General features: G+C 43.1%; 14 protein-coding genes. 6 read left to right on the top strand and 8 right to left on the bottom strand.

What is annotated here, in order from left to right; genetic code table 11:
- Window positions 1-165 precede the first annotated feature (165 nt).
- Window positions 166-2409, bottom strand: a complete 2244-nt coding sequence (locus tag HOP08_12835) for an AAA family ATPase (GenBank protein ID NOT75805.1) — start codon at window positions 2407-2409, stop codon at window positions 166-168.
- A gap of 193 nt (window positions 2410-2602) precedes the next feature.
- On the opposite strand from HOP08_12835, the gene HOP08_12830 reads away from it, so the two are divergent.
- The 5 genes from HOP08_12830 (at window position 2603) to HOP08_12810 (ending at window position 7774) form a co-directional block, all read left to right on the top strand.
- The gene (locus HOP08_12830; GenBank protein NOT75804.1) at window positions 2603-3217 is read left to right on the top strand and encodes a PorT family protein; all 615 of its coding nucleotides are present in this window, start codon (window positions 2603-2605) and stop codon (window positions 3215-3217) included.
- Between the two features lie 191 nt (window positions 3218-3408).
- Entirely contained in the window at window positions 3409-4983 is a 1575-nt protein-coding gene (locus HOP08_12825; GenBank protein ID NOT75803.1) for a HAMP domain-containing histidine kinase, read from the top strand.
- 4 nt (window positions 4984-4987) lie between these two features.
- Entirely contained in the window at window positions 4988-5671 is a 684-nt protein-coding gene (locus HOP08_12820) for a response regulator transcription factor (GenBank protein NOT75802.1), read from the top strand.
- 625 nt (window positions 5672-6296) lie between these two features.
- Window positions 6297-6722, top strand: a complete 426-nt coding sequence (locus tag HOP08_12815; protein NOT75801.1) for a hypothetical protein — start codon at window positions 6297-6299, stop codon at window positions 6720-6722.
- Between the two features lie 83 nt (window positions 6723-6805).
- Window positions 6806-7774: a glycoside hydrolase gene (locus HOP08_12810; GenBank protein ID NOT75800.1), complete on the top strand. Its 969-nt coding sequence runs from the start codon at window positions 6806-6808 to the stop codon at window positions 7772-7774.
- A gap of 3 nt (window positions 7775-7777) precedes the next feature.
- On the opposite strand, the gene HOP08_12805 is transcribed toward HOP08_12810, so the two are convergent.
- Window positions 7778-11440: a PAS domain-containing protein gene (locus HOP08_12805; protein NOT75799.1), complete on the bottom strand. Its 3663-nt coding sequence runs from the start codon at window positions 11438-11440 to the stop codon at window positions 7778-7780.
- Between the two features lie 31 nt (window positions 11441-11471).
- Between HOP08_12805 and HOP08_12800 the strand changes: the two genes are divergently transcribed.
- Window positions 11472-11870, top strand: coding sequence for a response regulator (locus tag HOP08_12800; protein ID NOT75798.1), 399 nt, complete (start codon window positions 11472-11474; stop codon window positions 11868-11870).
- Between the two features lie 9 nt (window positions 11871-11879).
- Here HOP08_12800 and HOP08_12795 read toward each other — a convergent pair whose 3' ends face one another.
- The 6 genes from HOP08_12795 to HOP08_12770 form a co-directional block, all read right to left on the bottom strand.
- Complete coding sequence (locus tag HOP08_12795; GenBank protein NOT75797.1) at window positions 11880-12140, bottom strand: hypothetical protein; 261 nt, start codon at window positions 12138-12140, stop codon at window positions 11880-11882.
- A 34-nt stretch (window positions 12141-12174) separates the two neighbouring features.
- Complete coding sequence (locus HOP08_12790; protein NOT75796.1) at window positions 12175-12438, bottom strand: hypothetical protein; 264 nt, start codon at window positions 12436-12438, stop codon at window positions 12175-12177.
- Between the two features lie 49 nt (window positions 12439-12487).
- Window positions 12488-13195 (bottom strand): hypothetical protein, encoded by a 708-nt coding sequence (locus HOP08_12785; GenBank protein ID NOT75795.1) that lies wholly within the window; start codon window positions 13193-13195, stop codon window positions 12488-12490.
- A gap of 105 nt (window positions 13196-13300) precedes the next feature.
- Window positions 13301-16438 (bottom strand): multidrug efflux RND transporter permease subunit, encoded by a 3138-nt coding sequence (locus HOP08_12780; GenBank protein NOT75794.1) that lies wholly within the window; start codon window positions 16436-16438, stop codon window positions 13301-13303.
- 9 nt (window positions 16439-16447) lie between these two features.
- Window positions 16448-17584, bottom strand: a complete 1137-nt coding sequence (locus HOP08_12775; GenBank protein ID NOT75793.1) for an efflux RND transporter periplasmic adaptor subunit — start codon at window positions 17582-17584, stop codon at window positions 16448-16450.
- Between the two features lie 19 nt (window positions 17585-17603).
- Window positions 17604-18941 carry a TolC family protein gene (locus tag HOP08_12770; protein NOT75792.1) on the bottom strand — a complete coding sequence of 446 codons (1338 nt, stop codon included), beginning with the start codon at window positions 18939-18941 and terminating at the stop codon, window positions 17604-17606.
- Window positions 18942-18950: the final 9 nt, after the last annotated feature.

Raw genomic sequence — 18950 nt, 5'->3', positions numbered from 1 at the left:
GACTGAATGTTGAATTATGCTGAAAAGTAGCAACGATGATCAAATCAGTCGTTTAAGATTTTATGACCGCAAAGAGCATTCCTTTAACGGTAACTTTCGATGACTACACTTTATTGGGTTAACCGGAGAAGTATTTAAAATGAGCTATTTATTAAGAAACCACCATCACTCAATCGTCTTTGCGTACGCCATGACGGCTCTCAACTGACCATAGCCAAATTTACCTTTCAGCTTTTCATAAAGATCTTTTGAGGTAGAACCTTCCGGCAATTCACGCTGGGCAGCAACAATTTTCATCACAGTCTCTTCTGTCATGAATTTGAAGATACTTACCGTTCCTTCTGCTACCCCTTTGGCCAGATGAGTTTCAATGGTGGAAACAACAAGTCCGCGCTCCTGCGCAATCTGTTCCACTGTCATGCCGCTATTCATAAGATCAAGTGTGATCTCAAACGTGCTGCGCTTCTCATCTTTTGCTTTTGGCTTTCTTGCTTTCTTCTTCTTCTTACCTGCAGGAACCTCCGCATCTGCCAGGCTCCTGATCTCACTTAATAATATTGTGCGCTCCTCCCCTCTCTTCAGTGCCAGCTCATTAAAATCAAATTTCTCATGACTGTTCAAGATAGCTTCCGTCAACGAAGCCGCCTTGTCTATTTCCTCCAGCTTCTTACTCAATACCTGGTCAAGGTCGGTCAGTTGTGTTGTATATGTTTTTACGCGCTTCCCAAGTTTCACAACCTCAAGATGATGAAGCAACGTTTTAATATTCTGAAAAAGCAAAGCCCTGTAGTAGGCGCTTCCTTTTTTAATCCTTTCTATCAACGCAGGAAGATCCTTTGCATTGAGCAAGTCTGTCAGTTGATTCCGGAATCTTTCTGTATTGCCTTGCTCTACTTCCAACGCCGCAATAATCTGTGAAAGCGCCGGCTTCATCGTTCCCTCTTCAAATCCTGCCTCATCATGATCTTTCTGCACATACTTTATATCCTTGATCAGATCACTAAAATCGAAAGTTCTATAGATCACCTGCCGCACAAAACGTTCCTGCCTCACTTTCATTTCCTCACTTAATTGATGAGGGCGATGATTGCTTTGAACAAACGCGACGATCTGCTTATCGGTACTGATGACAGAAGATTGAATGCGCGTTCTCAGGACAAGGCCTTCAAGTGATCGCAACCGCGACAACGCTACATAGACCTGACCATCTGCGAAAGCCTGGCCTACATCGATGATCGCTTTGTCAAATGTCAACCCCTGGCTTTTGTGAACCGTAATCGCCCACGCAAGCCGTACCGGGTATTGTTCAAAAGCGCCGATGACATCTTCCTGAAGATCCTGGGCATCATCATTTACTTTATACTTCTTGTTCTCCCACCGCTCACGCTTCAGCTGAAACCGTGTATGGTTCCCCGCCATTTCAACAAAGACCTTATCACCATCGATTTCAATAACCGTGGCGAGCTTCCCATTGAAATACATTTTACTTTCATTGTCGTTTCGCACGAACATGATCTGTGTACCAATTTTCAGTTCAATGCTTAAAGGCACCGGGTACATGCTTTCAGGGAATTCATCCTCTATGCTTGCCCCAAAAAAATGTGAGGCACTATCCAATGCCCTTAACTCTTTCTGATTTAACTCGTCCGCTTTATAATTATGAGTCGTCAACGTGATGATCTCTCTGAGCTTACTGATCTCTTCAGGCGTCTTGTAATGCTGATTGAGCACCGCAATATCTTCCGGAGTGGTAATGTTGTTACGGAGATTATTCAATATAGTGATGAAGGTCGGGTCGCTCTGACGGAAAATCTTATCCAGTTCAATATAAACAGGTGTATCTTCTTCAAGCGCTTTCGCTTCATAGAACCACGGACTTCTGTAATAACGACTCAATGTTTCCCATTGATCATTCTTCACAACCGGAGGAAGCTGATACAGATCACCAATGAACAATACCTGAATGCCACCAAAGCTTTGCTTAAAGTTCCCACGCGCTGCACGCATACGGTAATCGATCGCGTCCAACAGGTCGGCACGAAGCATACTTACCTCATCGATCACCAGCAGATCAATGGAGCGAAGCACTTGTCGTCGCGCACTGTTCAAGGGATGTTTTCTTGCCAGCGTATTCTGATTCATGAATCTTCCATCTTCTGTAATGCTCTCCGCCAAAGAACGATCAGGCAGAAAGGTCATGGGTGGCAATAAGAACTGTGAATGAATCGTAACACCCCCTGCATTCAATGCAGCAATACCGGTAGGTGCTACTATAATAAGTGACTTATGAGTAAGCTTACTAAGATTCTTCAGGAAAGTGGTTTTTCCGGTGCCGGCTTTTCCTGTAAGGAAAATATGTCCTGAGGTAGTGTTGACAAACCTGGCAGCGGCGGATAAGAGATCTTCCATAGATAAGGGACGCAAGTAGCATTTTTTGATGGGAGTGTGCAATGCCAGAATAAGTAATGTCAGGTAAACCGTATGCTTCAGGACGTGGATTTTACTACCCAATCCACGCTTTCTCTATCATTGAAAACCATTACAAATGCCTTCCGGGAAGGGCGTAATTTTTTATGTCAACCTGAAAAAAACACACACAGACATGAAAAATTCAATTCTAAAAACACTCATACTCTCCTGTATTTTATTGGCAGGTATTTCAGCTAAGGCTCAGGAGAAGACCTGGAGTGTCGGTCCTGAAGTAGGGCTAAGCCTTTCCAAATATGGTGGTGACGCAGGCAGCAATGATCTAAAATCAGGAGCAGTGGGTGGACTATTCCTTACCTATAGTATTAAAAATACGTTCGGTATAACAGGTAAAGTTCTCTACTATCAGAAAGGTGCTTATGTTCCTGATCTGGATCTCAAGCAAACTTTAAATTATATTGAAGTGCCGATCATTGGTCGTTATTTCCTGATCAAAGAAGGAAACTTCCGTCCTAACATTTTTCTTGGACCATCATTCAATTTCCTGACTGGCGTTACCAATAAGGTTGGAACAGGTGATCGTGTAAGTCAGGAGAACTGGGATTCTGTTTACAACAGCTTTGACCTTGGAATTACCGGTGGTGCTGGACTCAATTTCCTGATTGCTTCAGAAACTTATTTCATCATTGATGCACGCTATACTCATGGCTTCTCAGATCTTACAAAGCCAGCGGGCGTAATCAATAACAATTCCATTGCTATCACCGCAGGAATTTCCTTCGGATTCTAATTAAGATATTTAAACTCTCATTAAACCCTGCCGCTTTACAGTAGCAGGGTTTTTTTGTGACAATATTTTACAATTCCCTTTGGACTTATTAAGCTAATTTTGACTCCTATCCGGAACAACTGTGTGGAATAATCGTAAGACCACACCAGACTTAGATCATTACGGACTCAATAGCTTAAATTTCCATCAGGATGCAATCAACCCGTAAGATCGGCCTTATACTTGCCCTGGTATTTCTTCTGCCGGCATTGTTCTTCTCAGTTTACGAGATCTCTTCGCTCAGTAAGGACGAGAAGATGATCGAGGAGATTTACAACAAGCAACTGGAAGCAATCCTTTTCTCTGTCAATCAATACTCAGACGACATATTAAACAGCTGGAGCACCCGGATCGAAACGACTATGGAAGACGTGGTGAGCTCCGATTCCATTCCCCCCAAGATCAACGCGCTTCTTTCCCTCAATCCATCTCTTGTTTGCGCATTCATAAGCGATACATTAGATCATCTGCCGGTGCAAAAAATATACTCCTCCTCAGATTCTATTGAGGATCTCTATAAAGACAAAATCAGGTCAGCACTTGCCGGCGGGACCAAACTTATCCAGGAGCTGAAGCAGTACAAGATGAGTGGGTTTCAAAAAATTGTAGCACTTCCGCATTCCTGGAGCGATACGGAGGATCTGCAATGCATGATCTTTGTTATTGAGAATAAGAACGGGTTCCGTGTTGTGGGACTACTCCTTAATCCGGGAGTGTTCATTCAGGACCTCGTCGGGCCACGCCTTCAGAAGATTGCCAAAGATCAGTTTATCCTTTCGGTATTTGACAGCAGGCATAAACCACCCATCTATTCAACACTTTCAGCCGACAGTGTCTCGGCAAAAATGGAAGGACTCACCAAGAATTTCTGGCTCTTTCCCGACTATGCTATTGGCATCCGCACGAAAGGATCCTCATTACAGGTGCTGATCAATGAAAGAACCAGCAACAACATTATCATGCTCCTGTCATTGGATGTGATCCTGATCATTGCCGTCTTCCTCGTTTTCAGAAACGTAAAGAAGGAAGTGCAGCTTGCCCAGAACAAGGCAGATTTTGTTTCAAACGTTTCACACGAGATACGCACTCCGCTTGCGCTGATCAGCATGTTTGCAGAAACACTTGAGATGGGCCGGGTCCCCACAGAAGAAAAAAAGAAAGAGTATTACGGCATCATCAGCAAGGAAACGCACAGGCTTTCGTCCATTGTCAACAAGATCCTGAATTTCAGTCAGACGGAAGCGAATAAGAAAACACTGCACCCCGAAGTGCTGGTGCTTGGAACTGAAATAAAAGATGTTCTTAACACGTATGACTTTCATCTCACCAATAAAGGCTTTGAATACACCTTTAAGGAAAGTGGTGATATCCGTGTGCTGGCAGATAAAGAAGCTTTAATAGAAGTGCTGATCAATCTGCTGGACAATGCAATTAAATATAGTAGTGATAAGAAACGCATCGAGATAGAGACAGGCTCAGAGAATAATGAAGGCTTCGTAACCGTAAAAGACTATGGTGTTGGGATCAGCAGCCAGGACCAGAAGCTTATCTTCAATAAGTTCTATCGCGTATCCAGTGGCGATCTGGCAAAGAGTAAAGGCACAGGACTGGGACTTTCATTGGTGAAGCAACTGATGGAAGCGCAGAAAGGAAGAATTACAGTATCCAGCAAATCAGGGAAAGGCTCGTCATTCACGGCATACTTTCCGTTAGAAACAAAATCGTAATAACATGGCAAGCATACTGATCATTGAAGACGAACCGGCGATGCAATTAGGCTTAAAGGATAATCTTGAGCTTGAAGGCTATGCGGTGGAACTTGCCGGCGACGGAGAAACAGGTCTTAGAAAACTGAAGACAGGACAATACGATCTTGTTTTGCTCGATGTGATGCTGCCGAAGATATCGGGTTTCGATGTTTGCAAATCAGCACGAACAGCAGGCATACATACGCCAATTATATTATTGACTGCAAAAGGTGAAGAGATCGATAAGATCATTGGGCTCGAATTAGGTGCTGATGATTATATCACGAAGCCGTTCAGCGTTCGCGAGCTGCTGGCAAGAGTCAAAGCGATCTTAAGAAGAAGCAAAGATATCATTGGTAAAGAGCAGGTCATCATTGAGATCGGAAGATTGAAACTTGACTTCGCCGCTTTCCAATCAAAAGAGAACGATGAAGAAGTAAAATTATCTCACAAGGAATTCGAGATCCTCTCCTATCTTCATGCGAACCGAAATCGTGTAGTAAGTCGTTACGATCTTCTGGAAAACGTTTGGGGTTATGAAGAACAGATCTCAACACGTACTGTAGATAATTTTATCGTGAGACTTCGGCAAAAAGTGGAAGCCAATCCGAATGCGCCAAGGATCATTCTTACCGTTCATGGCGAAGGTTATAAGATGGTGATCTGATCCTAAAACTTCTTTTTACTTTATCGAACCAGCCAATATTCTTTTTCGTTATGCCTCATCACTATAGAATAGTAACGGGACATTTTGACATCCCGATCTCATTATAAGAGCAAATTAGAAAAGTTAAAAACCTAATAATTTGCTCAGTTGCACACTTTTTTGAGCGTGCACCACCGTTTCCAGCATCAATTCAAAGAAAATCAGTCAAAAGCACGGTCGACCCACGGTCACCCCACGGTCACTCCACGGTCACCCCCCTCTTTTATCCGATAAGACTCCGGGAAGAGATTGGGAAAAGACAGGCGAAGCACTGGAAAAGATGGGCTTAAGGTCTCAAAAAGCCACTTTCTGACTCAATGGGAGGATTCTTTAAGATTCAGTTACCCGACCAAATATGAGCCTCAAGATTTAAGGAGGTGATGACAGGACGGCAGAAAGGCCTGGATAAATTATTTAACCAAAACACAATCATCTTCTCTCCATTCACTCTCCTTTTCAATAATCTGTCTTCTCTTTTTCTTATGACATCTTGTTACAAACCTTTACTCATGCATGACATCTTAGGTTAAGGGCTTCGCGTTATTTGAACTGTAAACATTATTACAGTTTTAAAAACACAAATGCCATGAAAGCAAAAGCAATTATCACCGCAGGATTGTTCATCATCCTTAGCTCACCAATCATCAATACGTTTGCACAAACAATTGATGAACCAGCCATTAAAATTCTTCCTACCGTACAAAAAGGAATTCTGAAAGTATTGTACGCTTATAATAACAACGAAGCAGTAGAAGTTAAATTCTTCAACGCTGACGGACCGATCGTTACTGATAAGATCAAGTCCGGAACTTTCCAGAATGGCTTCTCAAAGAAATATGATGTTCGCAAAACAAGTCCCGGCGACCTCTGGGTTGAAGTGAGCTCAGAAGATCTTTCTGTAACCTATCGTCTGGTGGAATCCAACGACGGAAAAGGCTTTGTTCCCCTTTTGGAAAAAACAACTTATAACCATCAATTGGTTGCCTCCAACACTAGTTTGGGTTTAAACTAGCTGTGTTAGTTTGAAGAGGGTGGATGGTTTGGTCATCATTCACCTTTCTTCAAACATTTGTACTTTTATTTAAATTTCTAAGCGTGAAGTTTCTCGGATCCCTTTTTCTCGGTTTAATCTTTATCTCAAACCAGTCGCATTCCCAGGTGATCAATCTGGAAGGCGAATGGAAATTTCACGTTGATGATAAATCATTCTGGTCGGTTGCCGACTTTGATGATTCCAAATGGGGAACCATTCATGTTCCATCCCCTTGGGAAGAAGAAGGATTCAACGGTTACGACGGCTTTGCATGGTATCGTAAAAAATTTGACGGCAGAAAGCTCGACAAGGCTGACAACTATTATTTAGGTCTTGGGTTCATCGATGATTGCGATGAAGTCTATCTGAATGGAAAGCTTGTAGGATTCTCAGGATCCATGCCTCCGAAATTCAAAACTGCTTATAACACCGAACGGAAATACGTATTGCCTTCAGACGCCATCAACTTCAATGGAGAAAACGTGATCGCCATCCGCATTTTCGATGTGGTCCACGGCGGCGGGATCATTGAAGGTGACATTGGCATCTTCCGAGGAGAGAGCACTAAGTCTTTGCTGGTAGATCTTCAGGGAATCTGGTCTTTTGCAACAAGCCCTTCCGGCGAGCCGATAAAGAAAGATGCTACCTGGGACAAGCTGATGGTTCCGCAGGAATGGGATCAGCAGGGCTATGCACGCTATGATGGTTTCGCCTGGTATAAAAAAACTTTTACACTTCCTGCTGTTCTTCCTGACGAACCGCTGGTTCTGATTCTGGGCAAGATCGATGACTTTGATAAAACATACTTCAATGGTGTATTCATTGGAACCACCAATGATCACAGACCTTATGGTGAGAGTGGATCGTTTGATAAACGAAGAGTGTACCTCATACCTCCTGATCTTCTGAAAAAAGGAGGCGTTAATACGATTGAAGTCCTGGTGGAGGACATGGGAAATATAGGCGGCATTCACGATGGCCCTGTCGGTATCACTACCCGATCAAAATACAATCGCTATTTTGAGTGGTAAGGTTTATTTTGCCGGTAAGTAAACAAAGAACCTTGCGCCTTTCTCCAGTTCCGAAGTAACTCTGATGAAACCATTATGGTTTTCAACGATCTTCTTCGCGATGGCAAGACCTATACCGGTACCCTCATACTTGCGTCCATGTAGCCGTTGAAATAATCCAAAGATCTTGTCGCTGTACTCTTCTTCAAAGCCGATACCATTATCCCTGACACAGATACAGACCATCTCCTTTTTAGAAATACCCAGAATATTTTCGTCCTCTTCCGTTACCGGCACTTCTTTGATCTCGATCCTCGGTTTTTTGGAATCTGTGCTGCTGAATTTTAAGGCATTGCTTATAAGATTCTGAAACAGTTGCTGCATCTGCCAGCGTACCGCCTGAACTACCGGCAGTGGACCTACTTCAACACTGGCATTTTTATCCCGAATCATTATTTCAAGATCATCAAGAATAGCCTTTGTAACTTCTGCGATGTCTACACTCGCCTTCTTTGCACTATTGTCAGATAACTTAGACAGCGACAATACGTCTTCAATCAACGTTTGCATTCTGCCGGATGCGTTGATCATCCTGTCAAAATAATTTGTTTCTTCCGGATCAAGTTTTGGCAGAATGCGGGATCGGAGAATGTTTCCAAAAGCCTGAACCTTTCGCAAAGGTTCTTTCAGATCGTGTGACGCCACAGATGCAAACTGCAGCAGGTCAAGATTGGATCGCTCCAGCTGCGTATTGGAATCTTTCAGCTGTCGCGAAGTACTTTCAAGCTCTTCGTAATTGTGAGCGATAATTTCTGAAGCCTGTTTTTGTTCAGTGATATCGGTATGCGTGATGACAAGACCATCGAGCATCTTGGCAGCATTCAGCTTATACCAACGCCCTGTTGATTCATGATGAAACTCATCATTCTCCTCCACACCGGTTTCCACCACTTCCTTTAATCTTTCAAATAACTCCGAAGCATGATGGGGGAATATTTTAAGGAAACTTTTTCCAGGGATATCAAATCGTGACATTCCGAAAAACTGTTCCGCAGCAACATTGGCAGCCAGGTATTGAAAATCGATGATCTTGTTATCCTTATCCCGCATCGTTTTCTGTGCCGTAATCCCGCTATTGGATGTTACAAAGATCCCATCCACAATGCTGGAAAGTCTTTTCGATTCAGAAATATCGGTGATGTTGATAACAACACCTTCTGACACCTGATCCCGTTTAACATACGGAGCAATGCGCATCAGATAATATTTGTGCTCCTGAAGCATGATTTCCTTATCAAATGGCACGTCCGTCTTGATCACTCTTTTTATAGCATCCACAAGATTGAAGTCTTTGATGTTAGTTGTGATGTGTACGATAGATCTTCCAATGTCTGAACCAATCAGGTTGATCATCGTGGTAGCCGAAGGACTAAACTTGCGGATGATAAGCTTGTCATCAACAACAATATGACCAATGCTTGAATTATTGAAATAGTTATTCAGGTCATCGTTAAGTTCATGCAGTTCCTTGATCTTGAGCTGGTGCTCTCCGCTTACCGTATGCAGTTCTTCATTAAGAGACTGTAACTCTTCATTTGTGCTTTGAAGTTCTTCATTCGTTGAAGTCAGTTCCTCCGCGCTGGACTGCAGTTCTTCGTTGGCAGTTTCCATCTCTTCGATGACTGCCTGAAGATTTTCACGGGTTTCTTTCAACTCCTGTTCGATCTCCAGAATGGCGTCTGATGTTACCGGCGACGAATTGGTTTTCGTTCTTGCAGATTTGGAAGCTGGCTCTTCCTCCTCCAGCACAACGCATAAAAATGCTTGCTGATACTCATTCGAGTTGAGATAAGGCTTTACTAAAACACTCACCCGACGGATGGAGCCGGATTCATGCAGCTGCACACCATTCATTACAATCTTTTCATTTTGAACAATGGCTTTCCTTACTGCCACACCCAGTGCTACGGAGAGATCACCGGATACCATCTTAAGCAAATTGAAATTAAAAGCATTGTCAGGGAATTGGATAAAGCTCTTGTATGCACCAATCGCCTGCTTAAGGGTAAAGTCTTTATCAATAAACAGCGCAGCAATTTTGTTTGATTCAAGAAGAGTATCCTTAAATATTTCCGCAAGATTGTTGTTGAGGTTCCTGTAGTTCGACTTACCATTTGGATAAACCATGTTTTTATCCAACGGCATGATGAGCGTATCATTCTCGATCACCTTCGCCTTTATGGTACACCGGTAGATCTTCCATTTACGGTTGATCTCCTGCATGTAGTCCTTGATAATGTCGATGTTCTCACTGGGGCCCATCATAAGAAAGCTGTTCGAGCCAAGAGCAAAATGAAACTTTCTTAATATTTTCTGCTGCAGGGTGGGATTAACATAGATAAACATGTTGCGGCATGTGATCAGATTCAAGTGACTGAAAGGAGGATCTTTCAGAATGTCATGATTGGCAAAAACAACATGCTTTCTGATATCTGCGGTTACCCGGAATCTATTTCCCTCTTGTACAAAATACTTCTGAAGGCGACTTTGAGAAACATCTTTGGCAATTGCATCACTGTACACGCCCCTGGATGCGACTTCCAGAGCATCAGTATCAATGTCGGTTGCAAATACTTTTAAATTTTTGGGCTCAATGTTATGGTTCTCAAAATATTCAAGGAAAAGCATGGCAATGGAATATGCCTCCTCACCCGTACTACAGGCCACCACCCAGACTTTTATAGCTTCTTCCTTCTTATGTTCATCAATAATTCTTGGTATGACTTCCGTTCTCAGTACTTCAAATGCCTCTGCATCGCGGAAGAACTTGGTAACATTGATGAGAAATTCTTTACTAAGGTTCTTGACCTCTTCTTCATCAGAGACAAGATGATTTTTATAATCATTGATAGACTTGATTCCTACTTCTGACATTCTCTTGGCCAGACGCCTGAAGAGAGTAGGTCTTTTATAGTGAGTAAAATCTCTTCTCGTAACCCGATTGAGCAAATCAAGTATCTCCCGAAGAGTTTCCTCATCTTTTTTACCAAAAGGATAAAAAGATTTGATCAGGGGAAGTTCGTTAAGATAATTTGCGATCTCTTCTCCAATGATCTCCGGGGGAAGGATGAGATCTGCACAGCCTGTGTCCACTGCACTAAGCGGCATTCCATCAAAACTTGCAGTGAGAGGATCCTGAACAATCACAATTCCTCCCTCTTTCTTTATCTCTTTGATTCCCTTGCTTCCATCCGTACCTGTGCCGGATAAAATAATTCCTATGGCATTCGACTTACATTCTTTTGCGAGGGATTCAAGGAATACATCGATAGCGTTATTCGGAAGCTTATCTTTTATTTTTTCTACCAACTTGATGCGTCCCTGCTTGATCGTCATTAACTTTTTGCTGGGAATGACATAAATACAGTCAGGCTCTACTTCCATTGCATCCTCCGCCTCATATACTTTCATCTGTGTATGACGAGATAGCAATTCAGCCATCAGACTTTTATAGTCAGGAGACAGGTGTTGAATGACGACAAATGAAAATCCGGTATTCTTGGGCATGTAGTCGAACAGATCGTGAATTGCTTCTAATCCACCCGCTGACGCGCCGATTCCTATCACGTACCGGTTTAAATTCAGTGCAGTTTTCTTCTCTTCCTTTTTTAGGGTCTTGATGAGCATTAGGGGAATTTGTTTTTATCTTTGGAGGCCTATGAATCAATTATCAATCCTTCTTATCGAAGACGATCCGGATGACGTGGAATTACTTCAGGAAGCTCTGAAAAACGCGAATATTCAATATAATTTGCATGTTTTAGGAGAAGGAAACACAGTCCTCCCTTACCTCGAAGTGTGTAAAAATTTCCCCAATATTATTCTCCTGGATCTTAACATTCCCAAGCTCCACGGCCGGGAGGTTCTCAAACTTTTAAAATCTTCGGACAAATTCAAGGGCATTCCCGTGGCAGTTCTTACAACCGCCTCTTCTCAAACTGAAAGGGATTTATGCATAGAGCTGGGTGCTGATCAGTTTTTAACAAAGCCCGCGACAGTGGATGGTTTTACAAAAACAGTAAAGCTGATTGTAGATGTTGCTGCTGCTTCCAGTTAAGATTACTCTCTAACTTCTTAAATTTTTATAGGTCAGCACCACAACAAGTGTAATGACCCATAGCACACCTATGAGGTGGACGATCAAAGATCCTCTGTTCAACCGACGTAAGGGATCTGCATTTCTTCCCAGTATTAAAAAGATAATTCCTATAATTCCTGCCGGATAGGAAACCATCAAATTCAATTTCCACTGCCACAAATAGCTTGTTAGCAGAAATATAATTCCAAAAATGAGACTGATCGTATTGTAGAGTTTTGTCTTCGACATTAATAATAAGCTATAGAGTTGATGAAAAAATAATCTAGCTCTTCACGACAAAAAATATAAGAAAGGAAATGACCGCAGAGGCCACACCTAGAATGTGAACGATGATGGACGCCTTATTCAGTTTTGTAGGCGGGCCGATGTTTCTTCCGATGACCCAAAAAATAAATCCCAGGATACCTACTGGAAAGGAGATAAAGACATTGGCGATATAGGCCCAGAACCAGCTGGTGAGTGCGAACCAAATTCCACAGAGCAGACTGAGGATGTTGAAAACAAGAGCGCGTGTTTCAGGTTTCATAAGGGGTGGATTAAAAGAAAGATATGAATTTTTTTCAACCCCGATACCCTCAACCTCTGAATCGAAGGTGCCTGATTTTCCACCAAAGAGATCTTTTAATGCATACTCCTCCTGCAATCACAATTTCTCCAAGGCTAATTTCGTCTATTGCCATATTCACATTGATCACTAATCCGGTGCCGATAACAATCGTCTGCGTTTTAAGGCCAATGAAACTAACGATTAAAGAATCCTCTTTAGCCGGGTTCTTAATCGTAATGGAGTACTTACCGTTCACATCTGATACAACAGCATTTCCGGTTCTCTTATGAACAATGTTTATTCCCGGCAATGGCAGGCTATCTTCCTGGTTGATGATAACACCTGAAATGGTACGCACTGCTGGAATGGATGCTACTTCGCCTTTCACAATACCATCGCCAATTCTTTGTTCTGTACTAACTGCCTTCTTTTCATTTTGAGCGTACGTCTGACGGGTTGAAAAGAGAATCAAAATACTGATCAGAACAAGCGATAGCCAATGCTGTCTTTTCTTTTCCGGAGACAATGAATATCCCTTCAGCTGATTCGCTCTGAATCTACCGCAGGTTGCTGCACCATTAATAAAGTATTGCTTGATCTCCTCTTCGCTCCAGTAGGTAAAGTCGATCACTTCTTTCTGGCAGGAAGAACAAAAGCCTCCTTTTTTAGTAGGCGTAAACTTAGAGTATTCTTCGTGGCAAGGTTTCGCAATAGAGAGAATCAGCTCGTTTTTCATGGTAGAGGCATTTATAATAAGATGCACGCCTCACACAATTCCATAAAAAAAGTGCTTGAATATTTACGCCACAGCGCAAACACTCAAGCACCTTAACACCTTATTCTATGATAAACTTGTCTTCCGGTTTGCGAATTTGGTGATCAGCACGTACAGCACCGGTACCACGAAGATTGCCAGTGAGCTTGCCGCGATCATTCCTCCCGCCACTGTCCAGCCTATTGTCTTTCTTGCTTCAGCACCCGCACCGGATGAAAATGCCAACGGCAATACACCCAGAATAAATGCCAGCGAAGTCATGATGATCGGACGAAGACGAAGCTGAACCGCCTCGAGTGTTGCCTTCACAATTTCCATTCCTGCATCCACGCGCTCTTTCGCAAACTCAACGATCAGGATAGCATTCTTTGCCGCCAATCCGATCAACGTGATCAAACCGATCTGCGCATAGATGTTATTGGAAAGGCTCGGAAGCAATGTCAGCGTAAGGATTGAACCAAAAGCACCGATCGGAACTGCAAATAATACCGAGAATGGAACGGACCAGCTTTCATACAACGCTGCCAGAAAGAGAAATACAAATACAATGGAGATCGCAAAAATCAGAAGGATGGTATTGCCCGCCTTCACTTCCTCGCGACTGATTCCACCGAACTCATAACCGTAACCGGCAGGCAATGATTTAGCCGCTACTTCTTTCAAAGCATCCAGAGCCTGACCACTACTGAAGCCTGGCTTGGGACTTCCATTGATCTCAACAGACCTATAAATATTAAAATGCGATACCAGTGATGGGTTCTCAACGATCTTAGTTGTAACCAATGAACTCAACGGAACCATTCCTCCTGTATTGTTGCGAACAAAATACCTGCTCAGATCCGTTATGGATGAGCGATACATTGTATCAGCCTGCGCCATCACTCGGAAATTTCTTCCATAAATATTAAAATCATTTATATAGCTGCTTCCGAGCAACGTGCCGAGTGTTCCATAAACATCAGAAACAGAGATTCCCAGCTTCTTAACTTTTTCACGATCCACATCCACCTGATAACTCGGTGTGCGTGCTGTGAAGAAAGTGAAAGCAAGTCCTATTTCAGGACGGGCATTCAGCTCCGCAAGAAAGTTTCTGGCAACTTTTTCAAACTGCTGAATATTATCTGTGCTGGTGGTTTGTTGCAATTCAAATGTAAAACCTGCTGTCTGACCAAGACCAGGAATTGCAGGTGGAGTGATGGCAAGTACGCGTGCCTCTTTTATGTCCGCAGTTCGCTTGAAAATTTCTGCAGCGACAGCCTGAACCTGCTGCTCTTTGCTGGTGCGCAAATCCCAATGCTTAAGATTCACGAAGATGGTACCAACGTTTGACTTGTTGGATTGACTCACAATATTCAACCCTGCGATACCTCCCACCAGCCGAACGGCCGGTATTGCCTGAACTCTTGCCATGATATCTTTTAACAAGACCGTGCTTCGCGTGGTAGAAGTAGCTTCCGGCATTTCATAGGTAACGAATAATCTTCCTTCATCCTCTGTAGGAATGAAACCTGATGGCTTTGCCTTGAACATAAAAAACAATCCAATAAACACACATACGAGCATGACCAACACCAACCTGGATGCTTTGATCCATTTGGAAACATAGTGAGTATATCCGTTTGTAACTTTCTCAAACCAGGTATTGAATCGGGCAAAGAATTTCTCCAGGAAGTTTTTGCGTGCATCCTTGTCTTTGGAAGGCTTCAGCATGATGGTACACAAAGCTGGCGTTAAGGAAAGTGCTACAAAAGCTGAGATCATGACAGATACAGCAATGGTAATGGCAAACTGCTGATAGAGTTTCCCTACAATTCCGGGAACAAACCCAACTGGCACAAACACCGCTGCGAGAATCAATGCGATAGCAATAACAGGTCCTGTGATTTCCTTCATCGCTTTCTCTGTGGCTTCTTTTGGCGAAAGTTTATCATGATCAATGTTATGCTGAACAGCCTCCACCACAACGATGGCATCATCCACCACGATACCGATGGCGAGCACGAACGCAAACATGGTGAGCGTGTTGATTGTAAAATCAAATGGTATGAAGAATATGAAGGTTCCTACGAGTGAAACAGGAATTGCGAGAACCGGGATGAGGGTTGCCCTCCAGTTCTGCAGGAAAAGAAATACTACAATGATCACGAGGATCAATGCCTCCAAAAGTGTTTTAACAACTTCCTTGATGGAAACTTTTACAACGCTTGCTGTTTCCAGTGGAACACCAAAGTCAAGATCTTTTGGAAAAGATTTTTTTAACTCTGTCAGGGTTGCCATAACAGCATCATACGTTTCCAATGCATTGGCACCCGGTGCCTGGTAGATCAGAAGAAACGCCGCCGGACTTCCCTGCACAAAAGAGGTAGTGGCCGCATAATCAAAAACTCCCAACTCAATGCGTGCAACATCTTTCAGATAAACAATACTTCCAGAGAGTGGTGCAGTACGCACAATCACATTTTCAAATTGCTCCTTGGAATTGATTCTGCTGTTGGAAAGAACAGAATACTCAAAGCTCTGAACATTCTGTTGTGGAGTTCCACCCACCGTTCCGGCAGCCACCTGGAGATTCTGTTCGGCCAATGCCGCAAGGATCTCTGCTGTTGAAATTCCGAGAGAGGATAGTTTCTCCGGATTGATCCAGATGCGCATTCCGAAATCAGCTCCACGGGAAAGAATGTCACCCACTCCTTTTACACGCTGCAAGGCATCCTTGATATAAATGTTGGTATAGTTTCCGATGAAGCGCGGATCATGCGTTCCTTTTGGAGAATATACCGCGAGGGCAATCATCACACTGGGATTACGCTTACGGGTAGTCAATCCAAGTCTCTTCACACCATCCGGCAATGCAGGCTCTGCAACACTTACGCGATTCTGAACGTCCAGTGTAGCGATGTTGATGTCCGTGCCGATATCAAATGTTACTGTGATATTGCTTTGTCCACTGCTTGTGCTGTTGCTGGACATATATGACATACCAGGAACACCATTAACCTGTGTTTCAATTGCTGTGGTCGTTGTTTGCTCAACGGTCTGAGCATCCGCACCTGTGAATATCCCCGAAATGCTTACGGTTGGTGGAGTAATGTCGGGATACTGAGATACCGGCAATGTCGTCATGGCGATGATACCCACTAGAACAATGACGACTGAGATTACGATGGCCGTTACAGGCCGTTTTATAAATACATCTGATATCATGCTGCTTGATTATTTTGTTGGGTTCTTCGCTGTTTCATTGCCGTTCTTGACAGCAATGGCAGAACCTTCTTTTAAATTCTGAACTCCTTCAACAACGATTGTCTCTCCGTCATTAAGTCCTTTCAGGATGACGACGTCACGGGCAACCTGCTTGCCAATGATGACACGCTGCTGAGTTACTTTGTTGCTATCGGTCTTTACAACGTACACAAAGTACTCTCCCAATTGTTCAGTGATCGCCTTAAATGGAACGAGAATTGATTTCTTTGAAGCATCATTCAATACACGAACGGTACCACTCATTCCAGCACGCAAATTATTTTCTGGATTTGAAAATTCAAGACGAACAATTATAGTTCCTGTCTGTGCATTCACAGCACGATCAATGAGACTGATCTTGCCAGGATGAGGATAAATAATTCCATTAAACGCCAGCCTGAAAGTTGAATCAGTCTTTGAACTTTTAACTCCCTGGAACTGTACAAAACGATATATCTCTTTCTGGTCAATTGAAAGATCAGCCGCAATCGGATTATCGGAAGAAACAGTATTCAGAATGGTTTGCCCCGCTGACACTGCTGTTCCCAATCTCACTTGAGAGATTCCGATTGTTCCATCAAAAGGAGCAGTGATGCTGGTGTAGCGGACATTGGTCTGCACACTTTTCACAGAAGCTTTGCTGGCTTCCAGCGTTCTTTTTGCTGCTTCGTAATTAGCCTCAGCATTATCAACGAGTTGTTTTGCAACAGCGTCGTGCTTGTTCAGCTCACGGTAGCGCTCAACATCCTTTTGTGCCTTCACAAGATTAGCTTCTTGTACTGCCTGATTTGCAACAGACTGCTGATAGGCCGCTTCATATTGTTGCTGATCAATGGAGTACAGCTTCTGTCCTTTTTTCACACGATCGCCTTCCTTAAAATGAACAGCCGTGATGTAGCCATTCACCTGAGGACGAAGTTCTACCTGGTTAAGGGCAATGACAGTGGCAGGATACTCATCATAATACACAGCATCCTTTTCAGAAATTTTCTGAACAGTGACGTTGACAGGTCCCGGCTTCTGCGGCTGCTGACCTTTTGGGGTGCATGAGAACACCATGACAATAAAGAGTATGGAGAAAATATTTGGTATAGATCTTAATAGCATATTGGTTGGGATGTTTGGATTAATAATTGATTTGACCAAGAGACTTCTGAACATCAATTTTGCTGGCCAGCACCTGGTAAAGTGAGTTGAAATAGTTAATGCGCGCATTGCGCAAATCTGTTTCCGCAGTAATTACTTCGAGATAGGTTTTAATACCTGTCTTGTACTGGAGCTGAATGATATCATACACTTCTTTTGCCAGCACTACATTTTCACGCAAAGACATGTAGGTGGCAAGGCTGCTCTTATAGGATGCCATAGCACGGATGTATTCCGCATTGGAATTGTTCTTGAGATTGGTAAGATCCCAGTCAAGTCTTTTGGCATTCCATTTCTGGATCTTGATGTTAGCTGTCCGCTTTCCGCCCTGAAAGATTGGGACGCCAATGGTTAATATAGCATTGGAATAAGGAGTGTTGGTCTTATAAATCTCGTTCAGACTGAATTCAGGACTGAGATAATAGAAATTGTAAGCTCCGGATAAAGCAACTGTTGGAAGAAAGCTCCACTTGCTATACTTCAAATTGAAGTTCTGAAGCTTTTGCTGCGTCGTCAGTAATTTATAATCAATGCGGTTGGTGTAGTCCAGTGTTTGAAGTGTGTCAAGATCGATCTCATTCTCCATCTGGAGCGTGTCATAGACAATTTCAAAATCATCAGCATAAGTATAACCCATAAGGACTTTCAGATTCTGCATTTTGTATTTCAGCAATTCCATGTTGCTCTTGAGAGTTGCCTGTGTATTGTTCAAGGCAATGGTCGCCCGTTTGAAATCAGTCTTGTCAGTGATCCCGGCAGAATACTGATCCTTTGCAGTTTTTAAGCTTTGGCCTAAACGAACGATATCACCTTTGCCAAGTTTTATCTGTTGTGAAGTTGCCAGCACATCGTAAAACGCTTTCGTAACATTTACCGCTACATCGATCTTGCTGCTGCTTGTTTTCTGCAACGACTGGATCCTGACTTCCGATGCAGTCTTGCTTGCAAGCAACACATCACGGTTGAAGATGTTCTGCGTTAGTGCAAACTGTGCAAGGGATGTATTGCCAATACCAAAACGGGTAATATTCCCCTGAAAGTAATTGGGTTGAATCTCAAAGTTATGAACCAGATTGTAATTGAAATTGATCTGTGGATACCAGTCGGCAAGCTTCGTCTTGATTGTCGACTCGGTTATCTCCTGATCAACCAGTGATTGCTGGATGAGTGGTTGGTGAGTTATCGCATAGCTCACTACATTTTCAAGGGTAGCAACCTGAAGCACACTGTCAGGTTTAGTTTCCTGACCCAACAAACTCAGGGGCAAAATTAAAATTATGAGACCCGCCAGGCCTGATCTCCATCGTACGTACAACATTCTGTAGAA

It is taken from the genome of Cyclobacteriaceae bacterium (assembly GCA_013141055.1).
Classification (GTDB): domain Bacteria; phylum Bacteroidota; class Bacteroidia; order Cytophagales; family Cyclobacteriaceae; genus ELB16-189.
This window is presented reverse-complemented; position numbering and strand designations above follow the sequence as displayed.

What these genes read in the sequence shown, in the direction of transcription:
- HOP08_12835 (NOT75805.1), bottom strand. Translation starts at nt 2,409, where the DNA reads ATGGAAGATCTCTTATCCGCCGCTGCCAGGTTTGTCAACACTACCTCA.
- HOP08_12830 (NOT75804.1), top strand. Translation starts at nt 2,603, where the DNA reads ATGAAAAATTCAATTCTAAAAACACTCATACTCTCCTGTATTTTATTG.
- HOP08_12825 (NOT75803.1), top strand. Translation starts at nt 3,409, where the DNA reads ATGCAATCAACCCGTAAGATCGGCCTTATACTTGCCCTGGTATTTCTT.
- HOP08_12820 (NOT75802.1), top strand. Translation starts at nt 4,988, where the DNA reads ATGGCAAGCATACTGATCATTGAAGACGAACCGGCGATGCAATTAGGC.
- HOP08_12815 (NOT75801.1), top strand. Translation starts at nt 6,297, where the DNA reads ATGAAAGCAAAAGCAATTATCACCGCAGGATTGTTCATCATCCTTAGC.
- HOP08_12805 (NOT75799.1), bottom strand. Translation starts at nt 11,440, where the DNA reads ATGCTCATCAAGACCCTAAAAAAGGAAGAGAAGAAAACTGCACTGAAT.
- HOP08_12800 (NOT75798.1), top strand. Translation starts at nt 11,472, where the DNA reads ATGAATCAATTATCAATCCTTCTTATCGAAGACGATCCGGATGACGTG.
- HOP08_12795 (NOT75797.1), bottom strand. Translation starts at nt 12,140, where the DNA reads ATGTCGAAGACAAAACTCTACAATACGATCAGTCTCATTTTTGGAATT.
- HOP08_12790 (NOT75796.1), bottom strand. Translation starts at nt 12,438, where the DNA reads ATGAAACCTGAAACACGCGCTCTTGTTTTCAACATCCTCAGTCTGCTC.
- HOP08_12785 (NOT75795.1), bottom strand. Translation starts at nt 13,195, where the DNA reads ATGAAAAACGAGCTGATTCTCTCTATTGCGAAACCTTGCCACGAAGAA.
- HOP08_12780 (NOT75794.1), bottom strand. Translation starts at nt 16,438, where the DNA reads ATGATATCAGATGTATTTATAAAACGGCCTGTAACGGCCATCGTAATC.
- HOP08_12775 (NOT75793.1), bottom strand. Translation starts at nt 17,584, where the DNA reads ATGCTATTAAGATCTATACCAAATATTTTCTCCATACTCTTTATTGTC.
- HOP08_12770 (NOT75792.1), bottom strand. Translation starts at nt 18,941, where the DNA reads ATGTTGTACGTACGATGGAGATCAGGCCTGGCGGGTCTCATAATTTTA.